Origin of the sequence: Hahella sp. CR1, from assembly GCF_029813005.1 — a bacterium.
Classification (GTDB): Bacteria; Pseudomonadota; Gammaproteobacteria; order Pseudomonadales; family Oleiphilaceae; genus Hahella.
In genome coordinates this window covers 411,138-437,738 of sequence record NZ_JAPELK010000001.1, presented here as the reverse complement: position 1 = coordinate 437,738, position 26,601 = coordinate 411,138, and the positions used below count along the sequence as shown (strand labels likewise).

The 26,601-nt window shown below is 56.0% G+C and carries 23 protein-coding genes and 1 tRNA gene; 10 read left to right on the top strand and 14 right to left on the bottom strand.

The features are described 5' to 3' along the window. Positions 1 to 4: 4 nt before the first annotated feature. Positions 5 to 379 (top strand): metalloregulator ArsR/SmtB family transcription factor, encoded by a 375-nt coding sequence (locus ONV78_RS01950; protein WP_279500648.1) that lies wholly within the window; start codon positions 5 to 7, stop codon positions 377 to 379. Between the two features lie 43 nt (positions 380 to 422). Here ONV78_RS01950 and ONV78_RS01945 read toward each other — a convergent pair whose 3' ends face one another. From ONV78_RS01945 to glyQ, 8 genes are all read right to left on the bottom strand, one after another. Beyond that, positions 423 to 1,772 (bottom strand): class II fumarate hydratase, encoded by a 1,350-nt coding sequence (locus ONV78_RS01945; protein ID WP_279501756.1) that lies wholly within the window; start codon positions 1,770 to 1,772, stop codon positions 423 to 425. A gap of 46 nt (positions 1,773 to 1,818) precedes the next feature. After that, positions 1,819 to 2,193: a hypothetical protein gene (locus ONV78_RS01940; RefSeq protein WP_279500646.1), complete on the bottom strand. Its 375-nt coding sequence runs from the start codon at positions 2,191 to 2,193 to the stop codon at positions 1,819 to 1,821. A gap of 80 nt (positions 2,194 to 2,273) precedes the next feature. Continuing rightward, complete coding sequence (locus ONV78_RS01935; RefSeq protein WP_279500640.1) at positions 2,274 to 3,830, bottom strand: Na/Pi symporter; 1,557 nt, start codon at positions 3,828 to 3,830, stop codon at positions 2,274 to 2,276. Between the two features lie 91 nt (positions 3,831 to 3,921). After that, positions 3,922 to 6,057: an SO2930 family diheme c-type cytochrome gene (locus ONV78_RS01930; RefSeq protein ID WP_279500638.1), complete on the bottom strand. Its 2,136-nt coding sequence runs from the start codon at positions 6,055 to 6,057 to the stop codon at positions 3,922 to 3,924. A 400-nt stretch (positions 6,058 to 6,457) separates the two neighbouring features. After that, positions 6,458 to 6,534 (bottom strand) — tRNA-Pro (locus ONV78_RS01925). A gap of 51 nt (positions 6,535 to 6,585) precedes the next feature. Then, positions 6,586 to 7,161 carry a D-glycero-beta-D-manno-heptose 1,7-bisphosphate 7-phosphatase gene (gene gmhB, locus ONV78_RS01920; protein WP_279500636.1) on the bottom strand — a complete coding sequence of 192 codons (576 nt, stop codon included), beginning with the start codon at positions 7,159 to 7,161 and terminating at the stop codon, positions 6,586 to 6,588. A 19-nt stretch (positions 7,162 to 7,180) separates the two neighbouring features. Beyond that, positions 7,181 to 9,256 carry a glycine--tRNA ligase subunit beta gene (gene glyS / locus ONV78_RS01915; protein ID WP_279500634.1) on the bottom strand — a complete coding sequence of 692 codons (2,076 nt, stop codon included), beginning with the start codon at positions 9,254 to 9,256 and terminating at the stop codon, positions 7,181 to 7,183. A gap of 4 nt (positions 9,257 to 9,260) precedes the next feature. After that, complete coding sequence (gene glyQ / locus ONV78_RS01910; protein WP_011394022.1) at positions 9,261 to 10,208, bottom strand: glycine--tRNA ligase subunit alpha; 948 nt, start codon at positions 10,206 to 10,208, stop codon at positions 9,261 to 9,263. 230 nt (positions 10,209 to 10,438) lie between these two features. Between glyQ and ONV78_RS01905 the strand changes: the two genes are divergently transcribed. Further along, a complete protein-coding gene (locus ONV78_RS01905; protein ID WP_279500629.1) occupies positions 10,439 to 11,335 on the top strand; it encodes a lysophospholipid acyltransferase family protein in 897 nt (298 codons plus the stop codon). Between the two features lie 23 nt (positions 11,336 to 11,358). Here ONV78_RS01905 and ONV78_RS01900 read toward each other — a convergent pair whose 3' ends face one another. Continuing rightward, complete coding sequence (locus ONV78_RS01900; protein WP_279500627.1) at positions 11,359 to 13,023, bottom strand: hypothetical protein; 1,665 nt, start codon at positions 13,021 to 13,023, stop codon at positions 11,359 to 11,361. A 274-nt stretch (positions 13,024 to 13,297) separates the two neighbouring features. Here ONV78_RS01900 and ONV78_RS01895 point away from each other — a divergent pair, with 274 nt between their 5' ends. Continuing rightward, complete coding sequence (locus ONV78_RS01895; protein ID WP_279500626.1) at positions 13,298 to 14,248, top strand: alpha/beta hydrolase; 951 nt, start codon at positions 13,298 to 13,300, stop codon at positions 14,246 to 14,248. Here the strand turns inward: ONV78_RS01895 and ONV78_RS01890 are convergent. The 5 genes from ONV78_RS01890 to def all read right to left on the bottom strand — a co-directional run bounded on the left by ONV78_RS01890 (position 14,223) and on the right by def (position 19,956). Then, on the bottom strand, positions 14,223 to 15,671 hold the full coding sequence (locus ONV78_RS01890) for a TrkH family potassium uptake protein (protein ID WP_127967792.1): 1,449 nt from the start codon (positions 15,669 to 15,671) through the stop codon (positions 14,223 to 14,225). The genes ONV78_RS01895 and ONV78_RS01890 overlap by 26 nt on opposite strands. Before the next feature lie 33 nt (positions 15,672 to 15,704). Next, positions 15,705 to 17,078, bottom strand: a complete 1,374-nt coding sequence (trkA, locus tag ONV78_RS01885) for a Trk system potassium transporter TrkA (protein ID WP_127967793.1) — start codon at positions 17,076 to 17,078, stop codon at positions 15,705 to 15,707. A gap of 1 nt (position 17,079) precedes the next feature. Then, the gene (rsmB, locus tag ONV78_RS01880) at positions 17,080 to 18,423 is read right to left on the bottom strand and encodes a 16S rRNA (cytosine(967)-C(5))-methyltransferase RsmB (RefSeq protein ID WP_279500622.1); all 1,344 of its coding nucleotides are present in this window, start codon (positions 18,421 to 18,423) and stop codon (positions 17,080 to 17,082) included. A gap of 1 nt (position 18,424) precedes the next feature. After that, positions 18,425 to 19,381 carry a methionyl-tRNA formyltransferase gene (gene fmt, locus ONV78_RS01875; RefSeq protein ID WP_279500620.1) on the bottom strand — a complete coding sequence of 319 codons (957 nt, stop codon included), beginning with the start codon at positions 19,379 to 19,381 and terminating at the stop codon, positions 18,425 to 18,427. A gap of 68 nt (positions 19,382 to 19,449) precedes the next feature. Beyond that, positions 19,450 to 19,956: a peptide deformylase gene (gene def / locus ONV78_RS01870; RefSeq protein WP_279500618.1), complete on the bottom strand. Its 507-nt coding sequence runs from the start codon at positions 19,954 to 19,956 to the stop codon at positions 19,450 to 19,452. A gap of 163 nt (positions 19,957 to 20,119) precedes the next feature. Here def and ONV78_RS01865 point away from each other — a divergent pair, with 163 nt between their 5' ends. From ONV78_RS01865 to ONV78_RS01835, 7 genes are all read left to right on the top strand, one after another. Beyond that, on the top strand, positions 20,120 to 21,148 hold the full coding sequence (locus tag ONV78_RS01865) for a LysM peptidoglycan-binding domain-containing protein (protein ID WP_279500616.1): 1,029 nt from the start codon (positions 20,120 to 20,122) through the stop codon (positions 21,146 to 21,148). Positions 21,149 to 21,207: 59 nt separating this feature from the next. After that, on the top strand, positions 21,208 to 22,377 hold the full coding sequence (dprA, locus tag ONV78_RS01860) for a DNA-processing protein DprA (RefSeq protein WP_279500614.1): 1,170 nt from the start codon (positions 21,208 to 21,210) through the stop codon (positions 22,375 to 22,377). A gap of 89 nt (positions 22,378 to 22,466) precedes the next feature. Further along, on the top strand, positions 22,467 to 23,021 hold the full coding sequence (locus ONV78_RS01855; protein WP_216735259.1) for a Sua5/YciO/YrdC/YwlC family protein: 555 nt from the start codon (positions 22,467 to 22,469) through the stop codon (positions 23,019 to 23,021). Positions 23,022 to 23,031: 10 nt separating this feature from the next. Beyond that, entirely contained in the window at positions 23,032 to 23,937 is a 906-nt protein-coding gene (gene hemF / locus ONV78_RS01850; RefSeq protein WP_279500611.1) for an oxygen-dependent coproporphyrinogen oxidase, read from the top strand. A gap of 48 nt (positions 23,938 to 23,985) precedes the next feature. Beyond that, complete coding sequence (gene aroE / locus ONV78_RS01845) at positions 23,986 to 24,798, top strand: shikimate dehydrogenase (protein WP_279500610.1); 813 nt, start codon at positions 23,986 to 23,988, stop codon at positions 24,796 to 24,798. Positions 24,799 to 24,907: 109 nt separating this feature from the next. After that, entirely contained in the window at positions 24,908 to 25,696 is a 789-nt protein-coding gene (locus tag ONV78_RS01840) for a MotA/TolQ/ExbB proton channel family protein (RefSeq protein WP_127967801.1), read from the top strand. Continuing rightward, positions 25,693 to 26,520, top strand: coding sequence for a flagellar motor protein MotB (locus ONV78_RS01835; protein WP_216735262.1), 828 nt, complete (start codon positions 25,693 to 25,695; stop codon positions 26,518 to 26,520). Before ONV78_RS01840 ends, ONV78_RS01835 begins: the two co-directional genes overlap by 4 nt. Positions 26,521 to 26,601 lie beyond the last annotated feature (81 nt).

Genomic DNA, 26,601 nt, shown 5'->3' with positions numbered 1-26,601 from the left:
TATTATGAGTACGGATAATGTGTTTAAGGCTCTGTCCTCCACCCCCCGTAGAAGAATTCTGGCGTACCTCTCCAAGTCGCCGCTGACCGCGGGAGAAATCGCCGACCGATTCGATATCTCCAAGCCGGCTATCTCCAAACATCTTTCCATATTATTGGCGTCCGGGCTGGTGCAGGAAGAAAAAAAAGGACTTTATGTCACTTACTCTTTGGTAGAGGAAAATGTCGCTAACGCACTGATGAGCTTTCTTTCCGAAGTTTGCTCACTTAATCGTTTTACCCAAGAGGAGAGCGCAGATAGCGACGTTTTGTGTGAACCTGCGCACGAAGAGTCCGAAGGCGAACAGGACGCCCTTACGGCGATCGTGGAAAAGTCGTGACGCTCAGGCGCCACGAGACTTTTCTCAAGCGGTAAGGCGACGCTTACAGGCCGCCGTGGGTCAGTTTGGCGGGGTCCAGTAACTTCTCCAGTTCCTGTCGGGACAGATCGGTTTGCTCCTCCGCCACATCGATGACCGGGCGTCCTTCTTTGTACGCCTGTTTGGCGATTTCCGCCGCTTTCAGGTAACCGATGATCGGATTCAGCGCCGTGACCAGTATGGGGTTGCGGGACAGCGCTTCCTGCAATTTGGCTTCATTGACTTTGAAGGTGGCAATGGCCTTGTCCGCCAGTAACTGGCTGACGTTGGACAGCAGTTCAATACTCTGTAGCAGGTTGCGGGCGATCAGCGGCAGCATAACGTTCAGTTCAAAATTACCGGACTGGCCGCCGATAGTAATCGCGGTGTCGTTGCCGATAACCTGCGCCGCCGCCATGGCCGCCGCCTCAGGTATGACCGGGTTGACCTTGCCGGGCATGATGGACGAGCCGGGTTGCAGCGCCTCCAGTTCAATTTCGCCCAAACCCGCCAGCGGACCTGAATTCATCCAGCGCAAGTCATTGGCGATTTTCATGATGGCGACGGCGACGGTCTTCAATTGACCGGACAGAGAGACGGCGATGTCCTGCGAGCCAATATGGGAGAAGAAATTGGCGGCGGGTTTGAAGCTAAGGCCTGTCATCTCACTGAGCTGGCGATTGAATTCCGCGGCGAAACCCGGATGCGCGTTGATGCCGGTGCCCACCGCCGTGCCGCCTTGAGCCAGGGTGTGCAGCGCCGGTTGTGTCGCTTCCAGTGCAGCGATGCTCTGCTCAATTTGTGCGCCCCAGCCCAGCAGACTCTGGCTCAGACGCACCGGCATGGCGTCCATCAGGTGGGTGCGGCCGGTTTTGATGTAGCCGTCGGTTTGCGCGGCTTTGTCCTGAATGGTTTTTAACAGGTGGCGCAGCGCCGGCAGCAACAGCTTGTCCAGCTCCAGCGCGGCGCTGATGTGGATGCTGCTGGGGATGATGTCGTTACTGCTTTGCCCGTAATTGATGTGGTCGTTAGGGCTGACTTTCTCGTCCAGAATGCGGCTGGCGAGGCTCGCCAATACTTCGTTGGCGTTCATGTTGGTGCTGGTGCCGGAACCGGTCTGGAACACATCCACCGGGAAGTGAGTCATCATGTCGTCGGTGGACAGCAGCTGCTGCGCCGCTTCGCAGATAGCGTCGCCCATTTTGGCGGGAATCAGCTCCAATTTGACGTTAGCGCGCGCCGCGGCGGATTTCGCCAGCAACAGGGCGCGAATGAAAGCCTTGGGAAGGCGCTCCCCGCTGACGGGGAAGTTGTTGACGGCGCGCTGGGTTTGCGCGGCGTACAAGGCGTCCGCCGGCACTTGTAACTCGCCCATGCTGTCTTTTTCGATACGGGTTTTCACACGGTCTCTCCTGAGTGTTTCAGCCGGTCAGGCTGGCTTGAAAGAAATGGCTGGTGGTTCTGAGTTCGTAGAGGAACTCATTTAGCTGGCGGCGGCGGGACTCGCCATCGGCGATGCGGCTCAGCGCCGCCAGGGGGCGATAAATCTGATCCATGCACAGCGTTCGCCAGTGGCCGGGAATCAGGTCGTCCGCGAGCGTGTCCAACAAGAGCCGGAACTCTGCGGCGTACAACCGCCAGCGACTGGCGACGCAGGCGGGCGTCAGGGTTTCTTCCATCGACAGCCACAAGGGCAGTAACTGCGGATTGTCCGCTTCTGTGGCGTAGCGGATCTTGCGGCGTAGTTCGCGGATCGCCGGCTCTTGTGTGTCGAAACCCTGAAGTGTCCCTGTCATGGATCGGATGTTAAGTTATTAATTGATAATGATTATCATTTAACTATTAGCCGAAGCGGACTGTCAAGCCGGGACGTCCATTAAGTCCCGGGTTTCAGGCCCGCCACCAAGCGGGCGGCTTTTAACATCTGCTCCTGCATCCGCTTATACAGGCTCAATCGCTGCAGAGCCTGATTCATCGTAGTTAACTTGAGCGTTTTCTCCAGTGCGTCGTCCAGCAATCTCTGCTTGGCCTCACGATATGAGAGTTCCGCCTGAGCCGCGCTGTCAGCGCCTTCCTGCGCCGTTTCCGTCACAATGGAGGGATGGCAATACAGATTCAGCCAATCGTTCATAGGGGCGGTCAGAGAGCGATCCAGCGATGGTTCCTGCTCTACTTCATCCAGCGTCTCCAGGAGATTATAGGCGTATTGAATTACTTGCAGGCACTGAGGCAGCTGTTGCGTCAGCGGCAGTCTTAGCGGCTGATGCAGAATATTAGTGATGTGCTGGTTGAGTTCATCCAACAGCTCTCTCAGTTCGCGACGGGTTTCCAGCGTGCGGTGGTCTCCGGGGTTGAGCAGCGCATTCTGGATATGGGCGGACAGCAGCCCCTGAAAACGCTCCAGCTCCATGACGACGGCGTGAATAGCGACGTCCGGCACCACGATGGCGCTCTTATCAAGATGTTGCAGGGAGAGCACTTTGCCGCCTTTCTGAAAGCGGGTTTTCAACCACGCGGTCATTGGCGTCCCCAACGGCCACATCAGAGCGACGCCCAACAGGTTGAAAACAGTATGGAAGGCCGCCAGCAAAACTGCAGGGTTATTCAGGTCCTGGCGCATGCCGCTAAGCGCTCCCAGCGCCCAGAGAAACAAAGGCAGCATCGCCAGGGCGGCTGCGCCGGTGATGAGGTTGAATAACACATGCGCCAAAGACAGACGTTTCGCGTTGGCGGTGGCGCCGAAGGAGGCAAGAATGGCGGTGGAAGTGGTGCCGATATTCGCCCCAATTACCGCCGCCGCTCCCGCTTCCAAGGGCAGCATCTTGCCTGCGATGGCGGTCAGAATAATGGCGATAGCGGCGCTGGAGGATTGCATCAGCACGGTCAGCACGATGCCGACCACCACCATCCATAGCAGAGAGAGGTTGTCTCCAAAGTTGAGGTTATCCGTAAAATTAGCGCCCAATCCTTCAAAGGCGGACTTCATGGCGTCGATGCCCAAGAACAGCAAGCCGAAGCCGGCGATGGCGGTTCCTGCGGCTTTCAGTCGGGGGCTGCGACCGCCGAGATGAATGAAGGCGCCAATGCCGATTAACGGCAAAGCGTAAGCGTCGATTTTAATACTGAAGCCCAGTAGCGCCACTAGCCAGGCGGTCAAGGTGGTGCCGACATTACTGCCGAAAATGACCCAGGTGGCGTGTTCAAACATCAAGAGTCCTGCGTTAACGAAACCCAGGGTCGCGACCGTGACGGCGCTGGAAGACTGCACCAGGGCCGTGATGGCCACGCCGCTGGCAAGGGCTCGCGATCGAGTTGATGTCCAGCGACTGAGCATGACCTCCAGCGCGGGACCGGCGGCGAGTTTGAGGCCGTCCGTCAACAAGGTCATTCCCAGCAAAAACAGGCCGACGCCTCCCAAAAAATGCGCGAGCATTCCTTATTTCTCCCCTACTACGTGTTTTATTTATGTGGCGGACAAAAGTCGTGTCCGCCTGTTTGTTAATCAATATAGATAGCCATAAAGTTCAGTCGCATGAAGTCAGGCTGTTGATCCAGTCCTGAATCAGGGCGCCGCCTTCCGCGTCGACTTGATGACTCGCCAGCGGCGGCATCCGGTATTCACCAGGGTGGGTCATACGCAGATAAATCAGCGACATGGATGCGTCTCCCGGAGAGATCAGCTTAGCATTGTCGACGCCGATATCGCCGTTCAATGGCTCCTGGTCGCAGGCCTGGGTTGAAGACAGCGCTGTCGAAAAGCGCAGGTCCATCGTGCTCTGCGACGTGCCGCCGGGTTGATGGCAATTGGCGCAGTTACTGTGCAGATAAGCGCGGGCGCGATGTTCCAGAGTTGCGTTGTCATTGCTGCTGGCGGGAAGCGCGTTGGCCAGATGCGCGTCGCTTAGTGGCGCTGAGAAGACGTTGATATGCGCCAGAGTCTGCAGCTGGTTGGCGCGTATGCGGCTTTGTGGATAGATCAGCTCCCGATTCAACTGCATTGTCTCCAGGCCCAGGCTGAAACCCGCAGCGCTCGTGTGGCATTGAGCGCATTCGCCTGAACCGGGAAAGCGCCAGGTTTGTCCGCTGTAATCCACGTCCTTGCCTTCCGCGACCAGCGTGGCGTCTGTTTTCGTCTCATTCCACTGATAACTGTAGCCGCGCCAGTCACCTTCCGCCTGTTTCATGAATAGGCGGGTTTCGATAATGGCGCCGTTGAGGTAGAAGTGTTTGACCAGCACGGAGCCATCGGGAAACAGAAAGTCGCCCGCAGCGTTGACGTCAATATAGGTATTATTGGGCAGCGCGAAAAAACGTTGTTTGTCTGCGCCATCGGACCAGAACGGCTCAATGACGGTGTAGGGAATAAGCCCGGATGCAGGCTGTGTGGGATTATCGGGATTGACGCAGCCGGTTTGCGAAAGCAATTCCGGGACAGAGTCTGAGTCGGTATCCGTGTCATCCGGGTCGATACGGAAGAGCCCGGAAAAGGTGACGACGTAGAGTTCTCCATCCGCTCCTTCTGCGAAAGACGCGACGTTGCGGCCGCTTTCCAGCAGAGTCTCCCGGTCATAGCCGCCGCTGCCATTGGCTCTCAATCCCCAAAGGATACCCGAACCGAAGTCGGCAAACACATAGACGCCTTTAAGACCAGGAATGGCGTCGCCGCGATAGACATAACCCCCTGTGATGGATATGCCCTCGGAATGGTCGTATTCCGCCACTGGCGCTATATAAGGGCCAGTGCTTGTGCAACTGTTACCGGTGCGGTGCATGCCTTCGTAACAGCGCCAACCGTAGTTACCGCCAGAGGTGATGATATCCACCTCTTCATACTGACCCTGGCCGACATCGCCCAACCATAAGTCGCCAGTGTCCCGATCAAAACTCCAACGCCAGGGATTGCGCAGACCGTATGCGTAGATTTCCGGTAGCGCGCCGGGCACGTTATTACCGGAGGCGGGAGAGCCATCGTCATTCAAGCGCAACATGGAGCCTAGTAGTGTGGAAACGGTCTGACCATTATTGTCAGGATCGTTGCCGGAGCCGCCGTCACCCAGGCCGTAATACAGCAAATTGTCTGAACCGAAAGCGATGTGCCCGCCGTTATGGTTGGAATAGGGTTGGCTGACTTCAATTAGATTGTCCCGCAGCAGATCGCCGCCGCTATCGGAACGAAGAGTCTGGCCGTTGTCCGCGCTTTCGAATCGGGCCACAAAGGAGGTCATGCCAGAGACGTTTTCCGTGAAGGAAAAATAGAGATAGCCGTTCTCGGCGAAGTTCGGGTGAAACGCCATGCCGAGTAATCCGCACTCGCCGCAAGTACTGAGATCGTAGTGCTCGGAGAGATCAATCAGCGTGGTGCGGGTGTTGTCGTTGAGGTTCACCCGGTAAACCCGCCCACGTTGTTGCACGACATAAAAAATATTAGTCAGGCTGGGATGGGGCAGCATCAGAATCGGGCTGGAGAAGTCCAGACCCGATGCGATAGGGGTGAGTTTGATGGCGCTGGAGCCGGTATTGTTGAAAGCCAGACAGGTGGCGTTATCCGGTCGCTCTGATATGCCGACGGGCGTATTTGCGCCTTGATCCGATCCTTCTCCAGATCCGCATCCCGACGTAACCAGAACTAAAGCAGAGACAAACAGAACACGCAGCATCATGCATTCCTCCTCCGGCGCTTTATTAAGCGTAACGCATACCACCAGGGGAATCAGTATGGAATTTGGCCGATTATGAGGGGGAATTTGGAGGGTGGTGATCTGGATTCTGTGAATGCTCTGGAAAGCCCTTCGACAGGCTCAGGGCGAACGGGGATTATGCGAGAAAGGGCGATAAACAATGATTGGGGTATATGAATACAGTCGGCGGGAGGGGACTCAACGCGCCGGGCTTCCGGGTCCGACCCCGCTGGAGTTTTCTTGGATAAATAGGATGAAAACGATGGGTTGGGATGTGGATATGGTCGGCGTGAGAGGATTGAACGCGCCGGGCTTCCGGGTCCGACCCCGCTGGGTTTTTCTTGGATAAAGTAGGTGTAAACGAGAGGTTGGGATGTAGACATGGTCGGCGTGAGAGGATTCGAACCTCCGACCCCTTCGTCCCGAACGAAGTGCGCTACCAGGCTGCGCTACACGCCGTAAACCGTGCCGCATAACATAGATAATGCGGCGGTTAAAATCAAGCTTCGTTTAGCTCTCTGAATGGCTCTCTTTGAGTCTTGCGATGGCATAGTTGGCGAAGTCCGCCAAGTCGGTAAAAACGGGGACGCAGTCCAGTTCTTCTGGCGCTAGTTTGACCAGGGTGCGCTCGCCTTTGCCGGTTTTCACCAGCACAGGCTGGCAACCTGCAGCGCGGGCGGCGCCGATATCGCCGACGTTGTCGCCGACAAACCAGGCGTCAGCGGCGGACATGCCGGTTTCTTCTTCAATTCTGCGCACCAGACCGGGCCTGGGTTTGCGGCAGTCGCATTGATCGTCCGGCACATGGGGACAGAAGGCGATGGCGGCGACGGCGCCGCCATGCTGCGCGACCAGATTGAGCAATTTGGCGTGCATCCTGCCCAGCTCGGCTTCATCGAAATAGCCGCGTCCCAGACCGCTTTGGTTGGTGGCGACGGCGACGGTGAAGCCCGCAGCGGATAAGGCCGCGATAGCTTCAATACTGCCCGGAATCGGCCGCCATTCCTGTTCCGACTTGATGTAGTCGTCGGAGTCTTCATTGATGACGCCGTCCCGGTCCAATATCAGCAGTGTATTGATGCTCACCCGCTCTTCCCTGTGTGGTTTACGCTTTGTTTTGCAGTAAGGAGATGTCCGCGACCTGCAGGAACACGTGACGCAGGCTGGCCAGCAGCGTCATACGGTTACTGCGGATAGCCGGATCATCCACCATCACCATGACCTTGTCGAAGAACAGGTCGATGACGTCTTTCAACTCCGCCAATTGCTGCAGCGCCTGAGTGAAGTTGCGTTGTTCGATAAACGGACGCGTGGACTCGGATTTCTCCTGCAAGGCGCGGAACAGGTTCTTCTCCGCTTCCTCGGTGAACAGCTCTGGATTCGCCGACTCTGCGGAGATTTCCACCTGCTCTTTGCTGAGGATATTGGATACCCGCTTGTTCGCCGCCGCCAATGCCTGCGCTGCGTCGAGCTTCAGGAACTCCGCCACCGCCAGCACGCGTTGATCGAACTCCACTGGTTTGGTGGGACGACGAGCCAGCACGCTCAGGAATACTTCAGTAGGCACGCCGGCTTCTTCGTACCAAGCGCGGAAACGATCCAGCATGTAGTCAACCACAGCCGTTTCCAGGTTTTCCGCCGGCAGATCGCCGTGCAGTTCCTGCGCCCATTGCACGCACTCGGCAAGGTCCAGATCCAGCTTTTTCTCCACCAGAATCCGCAGTACGCCCAAGGCGGCGCGACGCAGACCAAACGGGTCTTTAGCGCCAGTTGGCGGTTGATTGATGCCGAAAATACCGACGATGGTGTCCAGTTTATCCGCCAGGGATACCGCGCAGCCGGTCAAGGTTGTTGGCAGCTGATCGCCGGCGAAACGAGGCAGGTACTGTTCTTCCTGGGCTAGGGAGACTTCTTCCGGCTCACCGTCGATAGCGGCGTAATAACGGCCCATGGTTCCCTGCAGTTCCGGGAATTCCATGACCATTTCCGTCGCCAGATCGGTCTTGCTGAGTTCGCCTGCACGCTGCGCCCATTCAGGGTTGCTGTCGATCTTCGCCGCGATTTTCGCCGCCAGCTTGCCGACGCGAATGGCCTTGTCGTACACCGTTCCCAACTGCTGCTGGAATACGATGGGTTTCAGGTCTTCCAGGCGACTCGCCAGAGTGCGTTTCTTATCCGTGGAGAAGAAAAACGCCGCATCGCTGAGACGGGGGCGGATGACTCGCTCGTTACCGTCGATAACCTGTTGCGGGTCTTTGCTTTCAATATTGGCCACGGTGATGAAGTAAGGCAGCATGCGGCCTTCCGTATCCACCACATGGAAGTATTTCTGGTTGCCTTTCATCGTGGAGATCAAGGCTTCCGCCGGCACTTCCAGGAAGCGATCCTCAAAGCGTCCCATTAACGCGGTTGGCCATTCGTTCAAGCTGGCGACTTCTTCCAATAGCGCTTCGTCGATAACGGCGACGCCGGAAGTTTGCTTGGCGATGGCTTCCACTTGTTGTCTGATCAGCGCTATGCGCTCTTCAAAGTCCGCCATGACATAGCCGGCTTTCAACGCCTCTTTGTAATTGGCGGGCGTGGCGATCTCGATAGGCGCGGGGTGGTGGAAACGGTGGCCCAACGTGGTATTGCCCGCTTTCAAACCCAGAATTTCGCAGTCGATGACTTTTTCGCCGAACAGCATGATGATCCAATGCACAGGACGCACGAATTCCGTGCGACGCGCCCCCCAACGCATGCGCTTGGGAATCGGCAGCGCCGCCAGGGATTCTTCAACGATGGCCGGCAACAGACCGGTGGTTGGCGCGCCGGACTGCTTGCTGCGAAACACCAGCCAAACGCCTTTGTCCGTTTCCAGCTTCTCCAGTTTGTCCGGCGTGGTTCCGCAGGAACGGGCGAAACCTTCACAGGCTTTGGTGGGCGCGCCGGCGGCGTCGAAAGCCGCTTGCAGAGCGGGGCCGCGTTTTTCCACTTCCAGATCCGGCTGCTTTTCCGCCAGTCCTGAGACATGCACCGCCAGACGTCTGGGGGCGGCGTACCATGTCAGGTCAGAGAAGGACAGTTGCGCTTTTTCCAGACGCTGGCGGATGCCTTCTGCGAAGGCGTCCGCCAATTGACGCAAGGCTTTCGGCGGTAGTTCTTCAGCGCCGATTTCTACTAAAAAATCCTGGTGGTTCATTGACTTACTTCTCCCCTTCGCTGGCTAGCACTTCGTCACGGATAGAGGCTTCGGCCAATGGGAAGCCCAATTGTTTGCGGCGGTCAAAGTAGGCTTGCGCCACATCTTTGGCGAGGCCGCGCACGCGCAGGATGAAACGCTGTCTCTCAGTGACTGAGATCGCGTGCCGTGCGTCCAGCAGGTTAAATGTATGCGACGCCTTCAACACCATTTCATAAGCGGGCAGCGGCAGACCTTTTTCGATCAGACGCTTGCTCTCGCGCTCGTAAGTGTCGAAGTGACGGAACAGTTCGGTGGTGTCTGCTTCTTCAAAGTTGTAAGTGGACATCTCCACTTCGTTTTGGTGAAACACATCGCCGTAAGTGACCGGGCCTTGCGGGCCATGGGTCCAGATCAGGTCGTATACGCTGTCGACGCCCTGCAGATACATGGCGATCCGCTCCAGACCATAGGTGATTTCGCCGGTCACGGGATAACATTCCAGACCGCCCACCTGCTGGAAGTAAGTGAACTGGGTTACTTCCATGCCGTTCAGCCAGACTTCCCAACCCAGTCCCCAGGCGCCGAGTGTTGGAGATTCCCAGTTATCCTCCACGAAGCGGATGTCGTGCACCAGAGGATCAATGCCCATTTCCCGCAGAGAGCCCAGATACAGCTCTTGAATATTATCGGGAGAAGGCTTCAGCACTACCTGATATTGGTAGTAATGCTGCAGGCGGTTGGGGTTTTCGCCGTAGCGGCCGTCAGTGGGACGGCGGCTAGGCTGTACATAGGCGGCGTTCCAGGTTTCCGGACCGATAGCGCGTAAAAACGTGGCCGGGTGAAAGGTGCCTGCCCCTACCTCCATGTCCAGCGGCTGCAAAATGACGCAGCCCTGACGAGCCCAATAGTCTTGGAGAGTTCGGATTAATCCCTGAAAGGTTTTTACATCTGGCTTGTTTGTATCAGTCACGGTTTACACCACTTGCTGTGCATGTTTGGTTCTTTAGCCGCAGGCGCTTACTTGTCAGGACGTCGCCGGCCTGTAGAATAAAGCGGCAAATTATACTACGTGTGCGCGCCGATTGCAGATAGCCATAGGATATAGCCGCGAAATTACGCGAAAATTGCTGTTTCTGCGGAAAAAAGACGCTATCTGACGCCAGTTTAAGGTGACGTACGCCCCGAATTCACAGGTATCTCTTGAACAAATCCAAACTCATCGCCACGCTGATCATCTTTCTGATTCGCTTGGTTTCCAAACTGTCCCTGCGCTGGGCGCAGCGATTGGGCGGTTGGCTGGGCGCCTTGACCTGGCGCTGCAACGCCGGTCCGGCGCGGGTGACGCGCACCAATCTGCAACGTTGTTTCCCTGAAAAAAGCGCCGCTGAAATCAACGCGCTGGGCGCCGCCAGTATGCGCGAAACCGGTAAGGTGGCGTTTGAAACTGGCGCGGTGTGGGAATGGCCCGCTGAGAAGACGCTGTCTTTGATCAAATCCATTGATGGCGAGCACCTCATCAAAGAAGCTGAAGACGCCGGCAAAGGGTTGATTCTGCTGGCTCCGCACCTGGGCAACTGGGAAGTGGCGGGGTTGTTTTTCGCTGCGCGTTACTCCATGGCGGCGCTTTATCAGCCGCCTAAAATCGAGGAACTGGACGACTATATGCGCGCCGTGCGCGAGCGCAATGGCTCAGAGCTTGTTCCCGCCAATAAGCGCGGCGTCATGCGTTTGTTCCATATTTTGCGGGAGCAAGGCGTAATCGGCATTCTTCCCGACCAGGAACCGGAGCTCAGCGGTGGCGTATTCGCCCCTTTCTTCGGCATTCCCGCCAATACTATCAAGCTGGTCTCCAAACTGATTGAACGCACCGACGCCAAAGTGCTTTGCGTCTACGCCAAGCGTTTACCGGAAGGAGAAGGTTTTGTGATGACGGTGCGGTCAGTGGCTGCGGATATTTACTCCGAAGATCTGGAAACCTCCGCCGCTGCGTTGAACGCCACGGTGGAGGTCTGCGTGCGGGAGACGCCGGAGCAGTATCAATGGGAGTATAAGCGGTTCAAACGGCGTCCGGACGGCGAACGCCATTTCTACGATTGAATGCCCCAACGGACCGGAAACCCTTAAAAGCGGTTGCCGGTCCGCAGTGGCGAGCGCTGGGACAGGTCGCTTTCCCGCAGCACTTTTTCATCGATTGAGCCAGAGCGGCTGATATTTTTCAGAGAGCTGGCCAGAGACAGGTTGAAATAAATCACGTCAGCGAGTTCATCGCCGTTGTCTGGATTGTTCTCCATGGTGAACAGGCCGTGCGTCTGTTCCACAACGCCTGTCTGGATAAGTTTGTTCTGACCGTTCAGGCGGCCAAGGTTGAGCACAGGCAAGCCTTCATTCAGGTTGTACGAAGTAAAAACCGGGCGGTTGTAGTAACCGTTTTCAAAGGCGGGTACATAACTGTCGACGGAGTCGTCCGGATTCGGGTCTGGGGTTTCTTCTCCCGTCATCAACACTGGCGCGTAGCCGATCCCTACTTCCTTGAAGGTCTGGAAATACAGCCAATGGGCGCTTTCCGTGACTGCGCAGTGATCGCCCGGGCAAGCAGTTGCAGCCATATCCAGATTCACCAGATAGGCGCTGGCGTTGCTGGCGTCTTGATAGTTAGCGTAGATGCGAGAAGCGCCGGTCAGGTAATCGCCGCTGATAGGATTAATGATTTCCCGCGACTCCCCTGTCACTTTATCCACCAAATACAAACGTACATTATCCAGAGCGATAACCAGATAATCCGTTGTTTGCGCCAGACGACCAGTAATAGAGCCCTCACTGGTGAAGTCATGCAAGACGTCATTGGCGCCGCCTTCCAGAGCGATTTTGCGCACCAGGGCGCCATCAATCAGGTATACAGTGTCGCCGTCTACGACCGTTTTTGCAGGGTCCATGACATTGGCGTCGATAGAGGCCAGCGCCGTCAACGCCATGCCTGTATCCAGTAGTTCGGCGCCGCTATTAGCGAAGACCTGGCTGTCTGTGGTCAGTAACATATCCAGTTCGCCGGTGGTGAAGGCGTAATCGAAGTCAGCGCTTGTCAGTCCGTCGATGCTACGCGCCAGAGCGCCTTGCGCGTCCAGTATCTCCAGGGAATCGGCCGTGGACCGCAGGTAACCCGCCAACGCCCAGTTGGGTTTCCAGAAAGGCGTCAGGTTGAGGTCGTTAGCGGCGCCATTGCCGGGCGCGTCAGTGACCGCAGCATTGAGTGGAATTTTGAAGTAGGCGTCGTCCTCATTGGCGCATGTGGCGTCTACGCCTGGCGTACGCACGGTGATTTTAGACTTGCCGTAACCCAGACCTTCCGGCAGGACGGCGGCGGCGCAGACGGTGGAGGCGAGTGTACTGACCTGGGTCAGGGAGGATTGATCAGGTTTCCCCAGGAATAGTTTTCCAGACTCGATCATCAGCATATAGCCTGCGCTGGCGCGGCTTTTCCCCAGCGGAATTACCGGAGCCAGGGTGGAGGTCGGTTGACTGGGACTTTGCCGGTATACGCTGCCGGCGGCGATGTCATAGCGGAATGCGAAGTTCTTTTCCGTATCCTCACCAGGGTTTTGCAGCCCTGAGAAAAACAGGTTCTTGGTGACAGGAAAAGGTTCTTGAGGCTCCTCTACAATGACATCCGGCGGTTCCACCACCACTGGCGGACTGGACTCATCTTTCTTTTCACTACCCCCACAGCCCCCCAGCGCGAGGGAACTTAAGCACAAAGACAACAAAATGTTGCGCTGGAGTTTATCCATACCTGCCTCGCATGACGCCGCTATTTTTATTGGTTTGTTAACGTGCAATAACTAACAAACACATAAATTTACAGTAATTTTCGTCGTGAAAATTTGAACCAGCCTTGGTTCTGGCGTGTTGCTCATAGCCCTGACAGCCTGCTGGTTAGACAATATGAAGCCCTTTGCTATATTTTGTGATGCGATCCGCATTCAGGGTTTGGAAGCGACCGGTGATCCCGGACGCTGTTGCTTAAGTAGTTGGAAGAAGTAGAGAGGTAAGGCATCCATGAACATGCCTTGGCGAAGGAATGTATCCCCCCTTCCCGCAACAGGCGCGCTCAACCTGTTGCAACTCCCCGGCCAGCGAACCCTCGCCTATGGCGAATGGGGCGACCCCGCTGGAGCGCCGGTTTTTTACGCTCACGGCGCGCCCGGCTCGCGTTTGGAAGGCGCTTTTTTTCATGACGCGGCGCGCGCCGCCGGGTTGCGCTGGATTGTCGTTGATCGTCCGGGCATGGGCGCATCTTCCCTGGCGGACAATTACACGTTGCTGGATTATCCCAGAGACGTCAGCGCCGTCGCCGATGCGCTGGGGATTTATCAGTTCGCGGTGGCGGGTTGGTCCAGTGGCGGCGCCTATGCTTTGACCTGCGCCTTTGAGATTCCCAAACGCATCGCCTTTGTCGCAGTCATGGCCAGCTATACCAATTTTGGGGAAATGAGCGCGGCCAAAGATTTGCTCTGGCGTAATGAACAACGCGGTCCGAAGATCGCTGAAGTCAGCACGGGGTTGTTTCGTACTTTATTATCCCTGCTGAGGCTGACGGAGCGATACAGCCCCAAGCTGTACCTGAAGTTTATTGAAAGCTCGAGTACGGAGCAGGATCTCGCCTTGTTGCGCGATGCAGGCATCTTGGAGCGTTTCATGGACAATCAACATGAAGCTTTTAACCAGGGCGTACAAGGCGTGATGTTGGATTTGCTGGCGCAGTATCGACACTGGGGTTTTTCTTTGTCGGAAATCCGTTTGCCGACTCATATTTATCAGGGGGTGAAAGATCGTTTCGTTCCCTGGCGGTTCGCTCAACATCTGGCGGATAACCTGCCGTTGGCGGATTTGCGTATGATCACCGACGCTGGCCATATGTTTCCGTTGGAGGCGGACTTCCAGCGTGAACTGATGTCCGCCATCCGGCGTCATTTAGTGGCGCCTGAGACTAGCGACGCCAGAAAGCAGGCGTAAACAGAATCAGCAGCGTAAACACTTCAAGACGACCCAGCAGCATGGCGAAGCACAGTATCCACTTGGCGGGCTCATTCAGCTCGCCGTAATGCAACGCCACGCCACCTAAACCTGGTCCCAGATTATTGATACAGGCGCCGACGGCGGACCAGGCGGTGACCTGGTCCAGCCCGGTGGCGAGCAGGCCCATCAACATGAACACGAACATGAACATGTAAACCGAGAAGAAGCCCCATACCGCCTCCAGCACCCGGTCCGGCACCGGCTTGCGCCCCAGTTTTACTTGCAGCACGGCATTGGGGTGTACGATGCGCTTCACTTCCCGCATACCTTGCTTATAAATCAGCAGTACCCGGATGACTTTCATGCCGCCCCCTGTCGAGCCCGCGCAACCACCGATAAAGGCGACGACGAACAGCAGGAACGGTAACAGGTGCGGCCAATGGGCGAAGTCCGCAGTGGCGAAACCGGTGGTGGTCGCCACGCTAACCACTTCAAACACGCCGCGGATAATGGCGGTGAAGGGATCGTAGGTGGAAGTGCCAATCAATACGCCGACGGTGACGATGGAGACGCTCAACAGAATCAGCGAATAAAACACGACCTCTGGATCTTTCAGGTAGACCAGCACTGAACGGCGACGCCAGGCGAAAAAGTGCATGGCGAAATTGATCCCGGCCAGGAACATGAAAACGATGCAGATGATCTCAATCAGCGGGCTGTTGAAGTAGCCGATGGAGGCGTCATGGGTGGAGAAACCGCCGATGGCGATAGTGGCGAAGCTGTGTCCGATGGCGTCGAATGCGTCCATGCCCGCCCACCAGTACAACAGTGCGCACAGCGCAGTGAGTGAGACATAGATATACCAAAGCGCTTTTGCTGTTTCGGTGATTCTGGGCGTAAGCTTGTTGTCCTTTACCGGACCTGGGGCTTCCGCCCGATATAACTGCATTCCGCCGATGCCCAGCATCGGCAGGATCGCCACCGCCAAAACGATAATTCCCATGCCGCCCAGCCACTGTAGTTGCTGCCGATACCAGAGGATGGATTTGGGGAGTATGTCGATACCGGTCATCACGGTGGCGCCGGTGGTGGTCAGGCCGGATACTGATTCAAAAATAGCGTCGACCAGACTGAGGTGAGGATGCTCGCTCAGATAAAGAGGAACCGCTCCACTCAAACTCAGCACTACCCAAAACAGCACCGTGACCACGAAGCCGTCGCGTATACGTAGTTCGCTGGTTTGGCGAAATACGGGCAGCCATACCAGGAGTCCGGTCAGAAAAATACCGCACATGGCGGTAAGGAAAGGCTGCATGTGGCCGTCTTCGTAGATCAGCGACACCACGATGGGAGGGATCATGGTGGTGCTGAACAACATCAGCAGGACGCCCAGAATTTTAGCTATCGCCGAATAATGCATTGAACTGTTGTGCGCTTATTTTTGGTATATGCGTTAAAAGAATGCGAGTCCCACTTGGAACAGGCGCTCAACTTCGGCGATTCTGCGTTTATCCACCACGAACAGGATGACGTGGTCATCCGGCTGGATGCGCAGATGGTCGTGAGCGATCAATACCTCGCCCCGTCTTACAATGGCGCCGATAGTAGAGCCTGCGGGCAACGAAATTTCATCCAGCCGCTTGCCCACCACTTTGGAGGAGCGATGGTCGCCGTGAGCGATCGCCTCAATGGTTTCAGCCGCTCCGCGTCGAAGTGAGTGTGCGCTTACTACGTCACCTCTTCTTACGTGCGTAAGCAAACTGCCGATGGTGGTTTGCTGCGGCGAGATAGCGACGTCGATTTCGCCGCCTTGAATCAGGTCGACGTAATCCGGGTTGTTAATCAAGGTCATCACCTTACGCACGCCAAGCCGCTTGGCCAGCATGGAAGCCATAATGTTGGCCTCGTCGTCGTTGGTGACGGCGCAGAAAACATCCGTGTCTTCGATATTTTCTTCCAGCAGCAGCTCCTTGTAGGCCGCATTGCCGTGTAGCACGATGGTCTTGTTCAGCTCTTCGGAGAGCTGGATGCAACGGTCCTGGTTGTGCTCAATCAGTTTGACCTGGTAGCGCCCCTCCAATGTTTCCGCCAGCCGCGCCCCGATATTGCCGCCACCGGCGATCATGATGCGACGATACGGCTTCTCCAGCGGCTGCAGCTCGCTCATGACCTTGCGAATGTTATCCCGCGCGGCGATGAAGAAGACCTCGTCATTTTCCTCAATGACCGTATCGCCCTGAGGGATAATGGCTCTGTCCTTGCGATATATGGCCGCGACGCGGGTATCGATATGCGGCAGATGCTGGCGCAGGTAGGCCAATTCATGGCCGATCAAGGGGCCGCCTTTGGTGGCTTTGATGCCCACCAGCCGCACCAGTCCTTTGGAGAAATCCAGCACCTGCAAGGCGCCGGGGTTCTCAATCAGTCGGGTGATGTGCTCGGTTACTACCTGCTCCGGGCTGATAATGACGTCAATGGGAAAGGCTTCAGTGTTGAACAGGCCTTTTTTGGTGAGGTATGCGGAGGTGCGCACCCGGCTGATTTTGGTCGGCGTCTTGAACAACGTGAAGGCGACCTGACAGGCCACCATATTGACTTCATCGCTGTTGGTGACGGCGATCAGCATATCCGCGTCGTCCGCCCCCGCCTGTTTCAGAATGTTGGGATAGGAAGCCTGTCCCTGCACGGTGCGGATATCCAGCCGGTCCTGCAATGAGCGCAGGCGCTGGGGATTGGAGTCCACTACAGTGATGTCATTCGCCTCGCTGGCCAGGTTTTCCGCGAGGGTTCCCCCAACTTGGCCGGCGCCAAGAATTATGATTTTCATGCTAAGCGTCCACAGCTGAGACTTTCAGAGTTGGTTGTTTCCGCAATCTGGCGTAGAAAAAGCCGTCATGGCCGCCGGTTACCGGCAAAAGCTGCACTCCGAAAGACGACTGAATTCCATATTTCCCTTCAATCGGTAAGACCTCCGCGTCCGTAGCGTCGGCGATAAAGCGTTCAATTATATGCTCATTCTCTTCTTTAAGAATAGAACAGGTCGCATAGACTAATAGGCCCCCAGGCTTCAGGGTAGTCCATAAAGTTCGCAGCAGCTTTAGTTGCAGCGCTGCAAGCTGGGGAATATCTTCACTGCGGCGCAGCAGCTTGATGTCTGGATGACGGCGTATCACACCTGTCGCGCTGCACGGGGCGTCGAGCAGAATGCGATCGAATGGCGTCCCATCCCACCATTGTTGCAGGTCGCCGACATCCGCTGTGCGCACCTCCGCGTCCAACTGCAGGCGCTGCAGCGTGTCGCGAGTACGAAGTTGGCGTTCGGGGTCTACATCTACGGCGGTCACGGAAATGTCGGGACAACGTTCCAACAGCGCAGCGGTTTTGCCTCCCGGCGCGCAGCAGGCGTCAAGCACCTGCTCGTTGGGCTGAGGGTCTATCAGGGCAGCGCTGAGTTGCGCCGCTTCGTCTTGTACAGAGCACAAACCGGCGTCGAAGAATCCCGGCAGACGGCTTACATCCACCGCCTGTTCGCACTGGATGCCGGTTTCCACCCATTCACAGAGGTGGGCGTCCACTTCAGCCTGGCGCAATTGCTCCAGATAGTCTTCCCGCCGGTTTTTCTGTAAGTTGACTCGCAGCGTCAGCGGGGCCTGGGCGTTACTGGCGGCAAGCAACTCGTCAAGTTGTTGAGGATAGGCGGCGGCCAGTTTGTCTAATAGCCACTGTGGCATCGCGTAGCGGAGACTGAGGTCCGCTTCGCTGTGCGCCAGCAATTCGTCCTTACGGCGTTGAAAGCTGCGGAGTACGCCGTTGACCAACTTGGTGGCCCAGAGCTTATTGAGCTCCTTGGTGACGTTAACAGTTTCATTGATGCTGACGTGAGCGGGTTTATCCATAAACGCCAATTGATGCAGACCGCTGAGCAGCAGGAAATGAATATCCCGTTCTTTGGCCTTGATGGGCTGACGCAATAACTGCCCCAGCCAATGCTCCAAGGTCAGATAATGTCGACAAACGCCATAGCACAGCGCTTGCAGAAAACTGCGGTCATTTTCTTCGACCTGTTCCAGAGCCGGCGCCATTGCGGCGGACAGAGAACGTCCTTCTTCCGCCACTGCGCGCAGGGTTTTGGCCGCCGCTGCGCGGGCGCTGAGAGTTTTGCGTCGCTTCATATCAGCCGTTTATCCCCAGGATCTGGCCCAATTGCATCAAGGGCTTGCCGCCGTTGATCAGGTCCTGGCAACTTATGGGCTTGCCGCCGGGCAGCTGCAGGCTGGTAATGGATAACACGCCTTCGCCGCAGGCGACTTTGACCGCTTCCGCTGTGCGCTCAAGAATCGTCCCCGGTTGCGCCTTGGCGTCTTCGACAGAAGCGCTCGCCGCCCAAATGCGGATAGTTTGTCCGTTGTCTTCCGTGAAACACACTGGCCAGGGATTAAAGGCGGCGATTTTGCGTTGGATCAGCGCCGCAGGCTCTGACCAATCGATACGAGCTTCCTCTTTTTGCAGCTTGTGGGCATAGGTGGCCAGATCGTCTTGTTGCCTTTCACCCTGAAGTTCGCCTTCCTGCAAGCGCGACAGCGCTTCTACAATTGCAGCTCCGCCCATTTGCGCCAGACGGTCATGCAGTGTGCGGCCTGTGTCGTCAGCAGTGATTGGAGTGACAGTTTTGAGCAACATCGGTCCGGTATCCAACCCCGCTTCCATTTGCATGATCGTGATGCCGGATTCTTCATCTCCCGCAATAATCGCACGCTGAATTGGCGCGGCTCCGCGCCAGCGCGGCAACAGCGAGGCATGAATATTGAGGCAGCCGTGTTTGGGAGCGTCCAGCACCGCTTGGGGCAGGATGATTCCGTAGGCGGCTACGACCATCACGTCAGCGTCATAATCGCGCAGGCGTTGGCGATCTTCTTCATTTTTGAAGTTGAGCGGCTGCTCCACTGGAATTTCGTGCTTTAGCGCAAGCTGTTTTACAGGACCAGGAAGAAGCTTGTTGCCACGGCCGGCGGGCCGGTCAGGTTGAGTGTATACGGCGACGATCTGATAGTTGGCGTCCAGCAGCGCTTGCAGTGCGGAAGCAGCGAAGTCTGGGGTGCCGGCGAAAATGACTTTCAGGGGTGATGACATGAAGTTTCAGGCCTTAAAAACAAAAACCGCCATGGTGGGCGGTTAAAAAATCTTTCGGAAATGTGGACTTATGCGCGCATTTTATGCTGCTTTTCCAGTTTCTTCCGGATTCGAGTCCGTTTAACATTACTCAGGTAGTCGACGTACAGTTTGCCGTTGAGATGGTCAACCTCATGTTGGAGGCATACCGCGAGCAGGCCGCGGGCTTCCATCTCGTAGGATTCGCCGTTACGATCCTGTGCTCTGATCTTGACGTGGGGAATCCGTGTGACCGACTCGTAGAAGCCCGGGACGGACAAGCATCCCTCCTGCATTTCTTCGGGGTCGCCGTCCAGTACTTCGATGTCGGGGTTGATAAAGACCATTGGTTCGGATTTGTCCTCGGACACATCAATCACTACGATGCGTTTGTGGATGTCCACCTGGGTGGCGGCCAGCCCGATGCCGGGGGCCTCGTACATGGTCTCAAACATGTCGTCGATTAACTGACTCAAAGCCGCGTCAAAAGTTTGTACCGGCTTGGCCACAGTACGCAGCCTAGGGTCAGGAAATTCAAGAATTTGGAGCTTACTCATAATTAAATTTGTGAAAAAATTTCCATTACAGATTGGATAACGCCTGCTAGTATTATCTATTAGTGTAAGAATGAGTACAAACTAAACAAAATTGAATAGGCTAATCGTCATTATAGCCTGATTTCATCCCAAACTGCCCGGTTATGACCTAAGGGAATGTATCATGAGGAAACTGCTGTCCTTTGTGTTCGTAGTGATGCTAACGTTGAGCCAGTTTGCGCTGGCCGCGCCTGAGCTACGCGACGACCATCCAGATCGCTACACTGTCGTCAAAGGTGATACTTTGTGGGATATATCTTCGCGCTTTTTGCGGAATCCCTGGTATTGGCCGGAGATCTGGCATGTTAATCCGCAAATAGAAAATCCCCATTTGATTTTCCCTGGCGACGTGCTGGCCTTGGTGTATATCGACGGTAAACCTCATGTCACCATCGCGCAGCGTGGCGATATCGGCCGTACGGTGAAACTGTCCCCGAAAAAACGTATTACGCCGCTGGAAAGCGCCATTCCCGCTATTCCCCTTGAAGCCATCAACCCTTTTCTTACTGACAGTCGCATAGTAACGGAAGAAGAGTTAAACAATGCGCCTTACGTGTTGTTGGGTAAAAAAGGTAACTTGATTGTAGGTTCTGGAGATCAGGTATACGCAAGAGGCGACGCTGTAATGGAAGCATCCTACGGTATTTATCGTCGCGACGAAGTGTACGTTGACCCCGATACTAAAGAGTTTTTAGGTATACAGGCGCGCTCAATTGCTGTTGGGAAAGTGATCGCTCAGCAGGATGATGTGCAGACTGTGCAGATTCGCCGCTCCAAAGAAGAAATTCGCCAAGGCGATCGCTTGCTGCAAGAAGAAGACCGTGAAATTAGTTCCACATTTTACCCAAGTAACCCGGATGGTGACATTGATGGAAAAATGATTTCGGTTATCGATGGAGTAAGCCAAATTGGTCAGTATGATGTAGTTGTTATCAATAGAGGCGAGCGTGAAGGTTTAAAAGTAGGGAACGTTCTGGCTGTATACAAAGCAGGTGAACAAGTTCGTGACCCCTATACTAAGGAAATCCTCTTACTGCCCGCTGACCGCGCAGGCCTGTTAATGGTGTTCCGCACATTTGAAAAAGTCAGCTACGGTCTGATCTTAAAAGCTGACCGTCCGCTTGCTATAATGGACGAAGTTCGTAATCCATAGTTTGTTAATGTTCTGAGACGTCGTAGTTTTCGACGTCTCAGCCGATCAAGGATGATCTAATGTCTACTCTTACTCCTATTGTCTGGTTAAACCTCACTACAGTTCCTTCTTTGGGCGATAGTCGTCTTGCCCTGCTTGCACAGCATTTTGAAGAGTCGTCACAGACTGACGATTTTCAATTAGGCGTTTCCTCCAACCTGTCATTTTCCACTGAACTGTGGCGCGCCATAGAGAGAGTGATTTCATATGGCGACCGTCCCATCAATGCTCAGGTGGCGAGCACTTTGAGATGGAGCGAGCAGATGGGGAACCGTCTGTTTCTGTTACCTGACTCTGATTACCCCAGTCTGCTGCGTTTATTGCCTGATCCTCCTGCGGTGTTGTATGCACGAGGCCGATATGAGCTGATTCATCAGCCGCAGATCGCCATGGTGGGTTCTCGCAACCCAAGTGTGCATGGTCAGGAAACGGCGCGGCAGTTCGCTCGCTCTCTGGGAGAAAGCGGTTTTACCATCACCAGTGGTCTGGCGGCGGGCATAGATGGCTCCGCTCACGCGGGCGCATTGGGAACATTGGGATCGACAATAGGTGTGCTGGGGTCGGGTTTGAATGTCATCTACCCCGCGAAGCATCGCGACCTTGCCCAAAAAATGATGGAAAACGGTTTGCTGGTTAGTGAGTTTCCGCCGGATACTCAACCCAGGTCGCAGCACTTTCCCAAGCGGAATCGCATTATCAGCGGCTTGTCGCTGGGGACGCTGGTGGTGGAAGCCAGTCTGCGCAGCGGCTCGTTGATTACGGCGCGCAATGCCCTGGAGCAACACAGGGAAGTCTTCGCCATACCCGGCTCTATCCACAATCCCCAGGCGCGTGGCTGTCATCACCTGATCAAGCAGGGAGCGAAGCTGGTGGAATGCACCGACGACATACTCGCCGAACTGCCTGCGTTGATGGGGCTGTACCGCTCTCTCAATGAGCCATGGACGACGGTGTTCGCTGCAGAAGAGTTCCCAGGCCAACAGAGTCAGCCTGAGCCGACGTCTCTGGCGCCCTTGTCTGAGCAAGCGGAGGTGGTGCTCAACGGGATGGGGTACGATTGTACGGCTCCGGATGCTTTGGTGGAGCGGACGGGTCTGTCTATCGCGGAAATCAGAAGCGTATTGATTGAATTGGAGCTGGAAGGCTGGGTGCAGGAAGTCGCGGGAGGCTTCATTCGCAACGCCCGTTAGTTATCCATCTCCCATAGATACCCTTAGAGCTTGCCCCCACGGTCGCCTTCGGTTACTTTGCGCCAGATTGGTATCTGGAGGGGCAAAACTTGTCAGCATGGTTTATTCAGAAAGCGGTGTCCGTTCTCAACCGCGGCGGCGTGCTCGCTTATCCCACTGAAGCGGTATGGGGTCTGGGCTGTGATCCATCTTGCGAAGACGCGGTGAATCGCATCCTGCAGCTTAAACGCCGGCCATGGCGCAAAGGCTTGATCTTGGTGTCAGGTCAGATTGAACATTTTTCCCAGTTACTAGACCGATTGCCGCAGCAACAGAAAGATCAGATGCTGGCGTCCTGGCCCGGACCGGTTACCTGGGTTGTCCCTGATCCTGGCGTCTATGCGCCATTGGTGCGTGGCGCCCACGACGCCATCGCTATTCGGGTGACGGCGCATCCCCTGGTGGCGGAACTGACCAAGGCGTTTGGCGGACCTATCGTTTCAACCTCCGCCAATCCTGCGACGAGGGAGCCGGCCCGCACTCTTTTCGACTGCCGTCGCTATTTTAAATCCGGCGTCGATCACTATCTGCCCGGAAAGCTGAGCGGACTGAATAAACCCAGCCAAATTCGCGACGCCGCCACCGGCGCCATCCTCAGACAATAAAGGCGACTTCATGCAGCAACAGATTACGCAGGTTAAAGACTATCTTCTGGGATTGCAGGACGAGATCTGCAATGGGTTAGCCGCCATTGACGGTGGCGAGGGATTCGTTGAGGACGCCTGGAAAAGAGAGGAAGGCGGCGGTGGACGCACGCGGGTGCTTAGCGAGGGCGGCGTGTTTGAGAAAGCCGGCGTCAATTTCTCTCATGTCAGTGGCGCGCGCCTACCCGCCTCCGCCAGCGCCGCCCGGCCGGAACTGGCGGGACGCAGTTTTCAGGCCATGGGCGTCTCATTGGTCGTGCATCCGCGTAACCCCTATGCGCCGACCTCTCACGCCAACGTACGTTTTTTTGTGGCGGAAAAAGAGGGTGAAGAGCCGGTATGGTGGTTCGGCGGCGGTTACGATCTGACGCCTTATTACGGCTTTGATGAAGACTGCGTCCACTGGCATCGCACGGCGGCGCAGGCGTGCGAGCCCTTCGGCGCAGAGACTTACCCCAAATACAAAAAGTGGTGTGACGATTACTTTTACCTGAAGCATCGCGATGAGGCCCGCGGCGTGGGCGGACTGTTTTTCGATGATCTCAACGACTGGGGATTTGAGCGCTCGTTCGATTTTATGCAGGCGGTCGGGAACAGCTATCTGCCCGCCTACCTACCCATTGTCGAGCGCCGCAAAGATATGGCTTATGGCGAACGGGAGCGTTCATTTCAGCTTTATCGACGCGGTCGTTATGTCGAGTTCAACCTGGTCTATGACCGGGGCACATTGTTCGGTTTACAGTCCGGCGGCAGAACGGAGTCGATCCTGATGTCTCTGCCTCCGCTGGTGCGCTGGGAATATGCCTGGACGTCGGAGCCGGGCTCGGATGAAGCCCGTCTGACCGAGTATTATTTGAAGCACAGAGACTGGGTGTAATCCCGCAACGCCAAAACCTTAATCAGCGCAAATAAAGGCAGGTATAGCATGGATATGTACGCGGTGGTCGGTAATCCGGTCAGCCATAGCAAGTCTCCCAAAATCCACGGAATGTTCGCGCAACAGACCGGCGAGAGTTTGGAATATACGGCGATCCAGGCTCCTCTGGACAGCTTTAGAGAGACGGTGGAGGCATTTTTTATCGGCGGCGGCAAAGGCCTTAACGTTACAGTGCCATTCAAGGAACAGGCTTGGAATATTGTCAGTGAGCGCTCGCATCGAGCCGAGCTTGCCGGCGCCGTCAACACCTTGCTGCAACGGGACGGACGTCTGTACGGCGACAATACCGACGGCGAAGGCCTGGTGCGCGATATCTTCGTCAATCAGGGCGTTGCGTTAAGCGGTAAAAAGATTTTGCTGGTCGGCGCCGGCGGAGCGGTGAAAGGCGTTATGGCGCCGTTGCTGGATGAAGGTCCCGCCTCTATCGTGGTCGCTAACCGCACTGTTTCCAAGGCGGAGGATCTGGCGCGTATCTTTGGTCGCAATGGATCGGTCAGTGCTTGTGCGTTCGCGGATTTGCAAGGTCCTTTCGATGTCGTGATTAACGGCACTTCCGCGAGTCTGGCGGGGGATATTCCTCCTCTGCCGGATATCGTCATCGCGTCTCACACCTTTACCTACGACATGATGTACAGCCTGCGTGACACGGCATTCGTCGCCTGGGCCAAAGCGCGCGGCGCAGGACAATGCTGCGATGGGCTCGGCATGTTAGTCGAGCAGGCGGCGGCGGCCTTTTATCTGTGGCGCGGCGTGCGTCCAGATACCGCTCCGGTGCTGGCTGCGCTAAGACAGGGAGATTAGCGCCACCGCCAACTTTGACTATGCTTAAGCTAATGATTTTAAGCGCTTAGGTTCGCTTTGGGCGAATTCGGGCCAGTTACTTGAGCATCGCGAAGTATGGACGGTCAACATGGATATACTCACCTGGGTGGGACTTTTGTTCGGAATGGGCGTGGTGCTGGGAGCAGTGGCTTCCGGCTCCGGGCTTTGGGACTTCGTCAATGTTCCCGGGTTGATGATAGTGGTCTTCGGCTCTTTCGCCGTCACTTTGGTGAAGTACCGCTGGCGTAACTTTTTTGGCAGCGTGCGGCTTGCCTTCTCAACCACTTTTCTTGAGAAAACCCAGGACCCATGGGACCTGTATCGCGAAGCGCGGCAACTGGCGGATGTTGTGCGCAAGCAGGGACTGCTGGGGTTGGATCGGGTTGAAATTACCCATCCGTTTCTACGCAAAGCTGTCGGTCTCGCCGTTGACGGCCACCCCCCGGAATTTATAGAAGAAGTACTGCTTGAGGACACCCACCAGTTTGTCGAGCGCCTGCAGACAGCGGAAAAGGTGTTTCGCGGTCTGGGTGAGTCGGCGCCGGCGTTGGGCATGCTGGGCACCCTGGTGGGACTGGTGCAGATGCTGAATAACATGCAGGACCCCTCTTCCATCGGACCTGCTATGGCGATCGCCTTGCTCACCACGTTTTACGGCGCCTTTATCGCCCAGATTATTGTTCTGCCCCTGGCGGACAAGCTGCAGCTTAAAACCCAGGATGAAGTCCGTAACCGCATGATCGTGATCAGCGGCATTCTGAGTATGGTGAAGGGGCTGAACCCGCGCATTATCAAAGACGTGTTGGCATCTTATCTGCCTGAGCTGGACGCCATGGAGGACATCCATGAGTCGGCGTCCGCACAGGAAGAGACATGATCAAGCCGCGCAAGCAATCCGGTGGTCTGTTGCCAGTCGGCGCGCCGGTCTGGATTGTCACCTTCGCTGACCTGATGACGTTGCTGCTGACCTTTTTCATTCTGCTGTTGAGCTTTTCCAGTCTGGATGCGGAGAAATACCGCGCCATCGCCTACTCCATGAGTAAGGCCTTTGGCGTGGCCTGGGTTCCTTCGTCTCAGGGCGCGCCGGATATGTATCCTCTGGGGGGCGATATCACGCCTACCGTGCCCATGGAGCCAGTGATCCGCGATAAGGGCGACACAGAGCAGCCGGCGCCTCAATCCAACGTAGAGCCCAGCCTGGATTTAAGCCAGGAGGTGGTGAGCGAGGCGGCGTATATGGAGAACGACCGCCTGGCCTCGCGCATGATCAGTTTGCTGGAGAATGAAATAGAAGATCAGGCGGTGGCCATCAAGTTTGACGACCAGGGGGTGGTGCTCAGTTTTACCGAGCGCGCCACGTTCGCCTCCGGCAGTGAGGAGCTGAAGCTATACATGCTGCCGGTGCTGATGAAAGTCACTGACGTGCTGGCTGATTGCAAGGGAGACATTCTGGTGACGGGACATACGGATGATCGCCCTATCGACTCAGCGAGATTTCGCTCCAATTGGGACCTATCGGCGGCTAGAGCGGTAAGCGTGGTGCATCGGCTGGTGCTGGATGGACGTCTCGACGCCAGTCGCGTGAGCGCTATCGGGCAGGCGGAGACGCGTCCCCTGGTTCCTAATGACAGCGATGAGCACCGGGCGCAAAACCGACGGGTGGAAATTCATATCGAAAACGCCGAATGCCGCATGAGCTAAGCGCTTACAACCTTCATTATCCGCGCTGGATCGGGGTAGAATGTGCGGCCCGGTAAATAACTATGATAGACAGGTGAATAC

What these genes read in the sequence shown, in the direction of transcription:
- ONV78_RS01950 (WP_279500648.1), top strand. Translation starts at nt 5, where the DNA reads ATGAGTACGGATAATGTGTTTAAGGCTCTGTCCTCCACCCCCCGTAGA.
- ONV78_RS01945 (WP_279501756.1), bottom strand. Translation starts at nt 1,772, where the DNA reads ATGGGCGAGTTACAAGTGCCGGCGGACGCCTTGTACGCCGCGCAAACC.
- ONV78_RS01940 (WP_279500646.1), bottom strand. Translation starts at nt 2,193, where the DNA reads ATGACAGGGACACTTCAGGGTTTCGACACACAAGAGCCGGCGATCCGC.
- ONV78_RS01935 (WP_279500640.1), bottom strand. Translation starts at nt 3,830, where the DNA reads ATGCTCGCGCATTTTTTGGGAGGCGTCGGCCTGTTTTTGCTGGGAATG.
- ONV78_RS01930 (WP_279500638.1), bottom strand. Translation starts at nt 6,057, where the DNA reads ATGATGCTGCGTGTTCTGTTTGTCTCTGCTTTAGTTCTGGTTACGTCG.
- glyS (WP_279500634.1), bottom strand. Translation starts at nt 9,256, where the DNA reads ATGAACCACCAGGATTTTTTAGTAGAAATCGGCGCTGAAGAACTACCG.
- ONV78_RS01900 (WP_279500627.1), bottom strand. Translation starts at nt 13,023, where the DNA reads ATGGATAAACTCCAGCGCAACATTTTGTTGTCTTTGTGCTTAAGTTCC.
- ONV78_RS01895 (WP_279500626.1), top strand. Translation starts at nt 13,298, where the DNA reads ATGCCTTGGCGAAGGAATGTATCCCCCCTTCCCGCAACAGGCGCGCTC.
- ONV78_RS01890 (WP_127967792.1), bottom strand. Translation starts at nt 15,671, where the DNA reads ATGCATTATTCGGCGATAGCTAAAATTCTGGGCGTCCTGCTGATGTTG.
- trkA (WP_127967793.1), bottom strand. Translation starts at nt 17,078, where the DNA reads ATGAAAATCATAATTCTTGGCGCCGGCCAAGTTGGGGGAACCCTCGCG.
- rsmB (WP_279500622.1), bottom strand. Translation starts at nt 18,423, where the DNA reads ATGAAGCGACGCAAAACTCTCAGCGCCCGCGCAGCGGCGGCCAAAACC.
- fmt (WP_279500620.1), bottom strand. Translation starts at nt 19,381, where the DNA reads ATGTCATCACCCCTGAAAGTCATTTTCGCCGGCACCCCAGACTTCGCT.
- def (WP_279500618.1), bottom strand. Translation starts at nt 19,956, where the DNA reads ATGAGTAAGCTCCAAATTCTTGAATTTCCTGACCCTAGGCTGCGTACT.
- ONV78_RS01865 (WP_279500616.1), top strand. Translation starts at nt 20,120, where the DNA reads ATGAGGAAACTGCTGTCCTTTGTGTTCGTAGTGATGCTAACGTTGAGC.
- dprA (WP_279500614.1), top strand. Translation starts at nt 21,208, where the DNA reads ATGTCTACTCTTACTCCTATTGTCTGGTTAAACCTCACTACAGTTCCT.
- hemF (WP_279500611.1), top strand. Translation starts at nt 23,032, where the DNA reads ATGCAGCAACAGATTACGCAGGTTAAAGACTATCTTCTGGGATTGCAG.
- aroE (WP_279500610.1), top strand. Translation starts at nt 23,986, where the DNA reads ATGGATATGTACGCGGTGGTCGGTAATCCGGTCAGCCATAGCAAGTCT.
- ONV78_RS01840 (WP_127967801.1), top strand. Translation starts at nt 24,908, where the DNA reads ATGGATATACTCACCTGGGTGGGACTTTTGTTCGGAATGGGCGTGGTG.
- ONV78_RS01835 (WP_216735262.1), top strand. Translation starts at nt 25,693, where the DNA reads ATGATCAAGCCGCGCAAGCAATCCGGTGGTCTGTTGCCAGTCGGCGCG.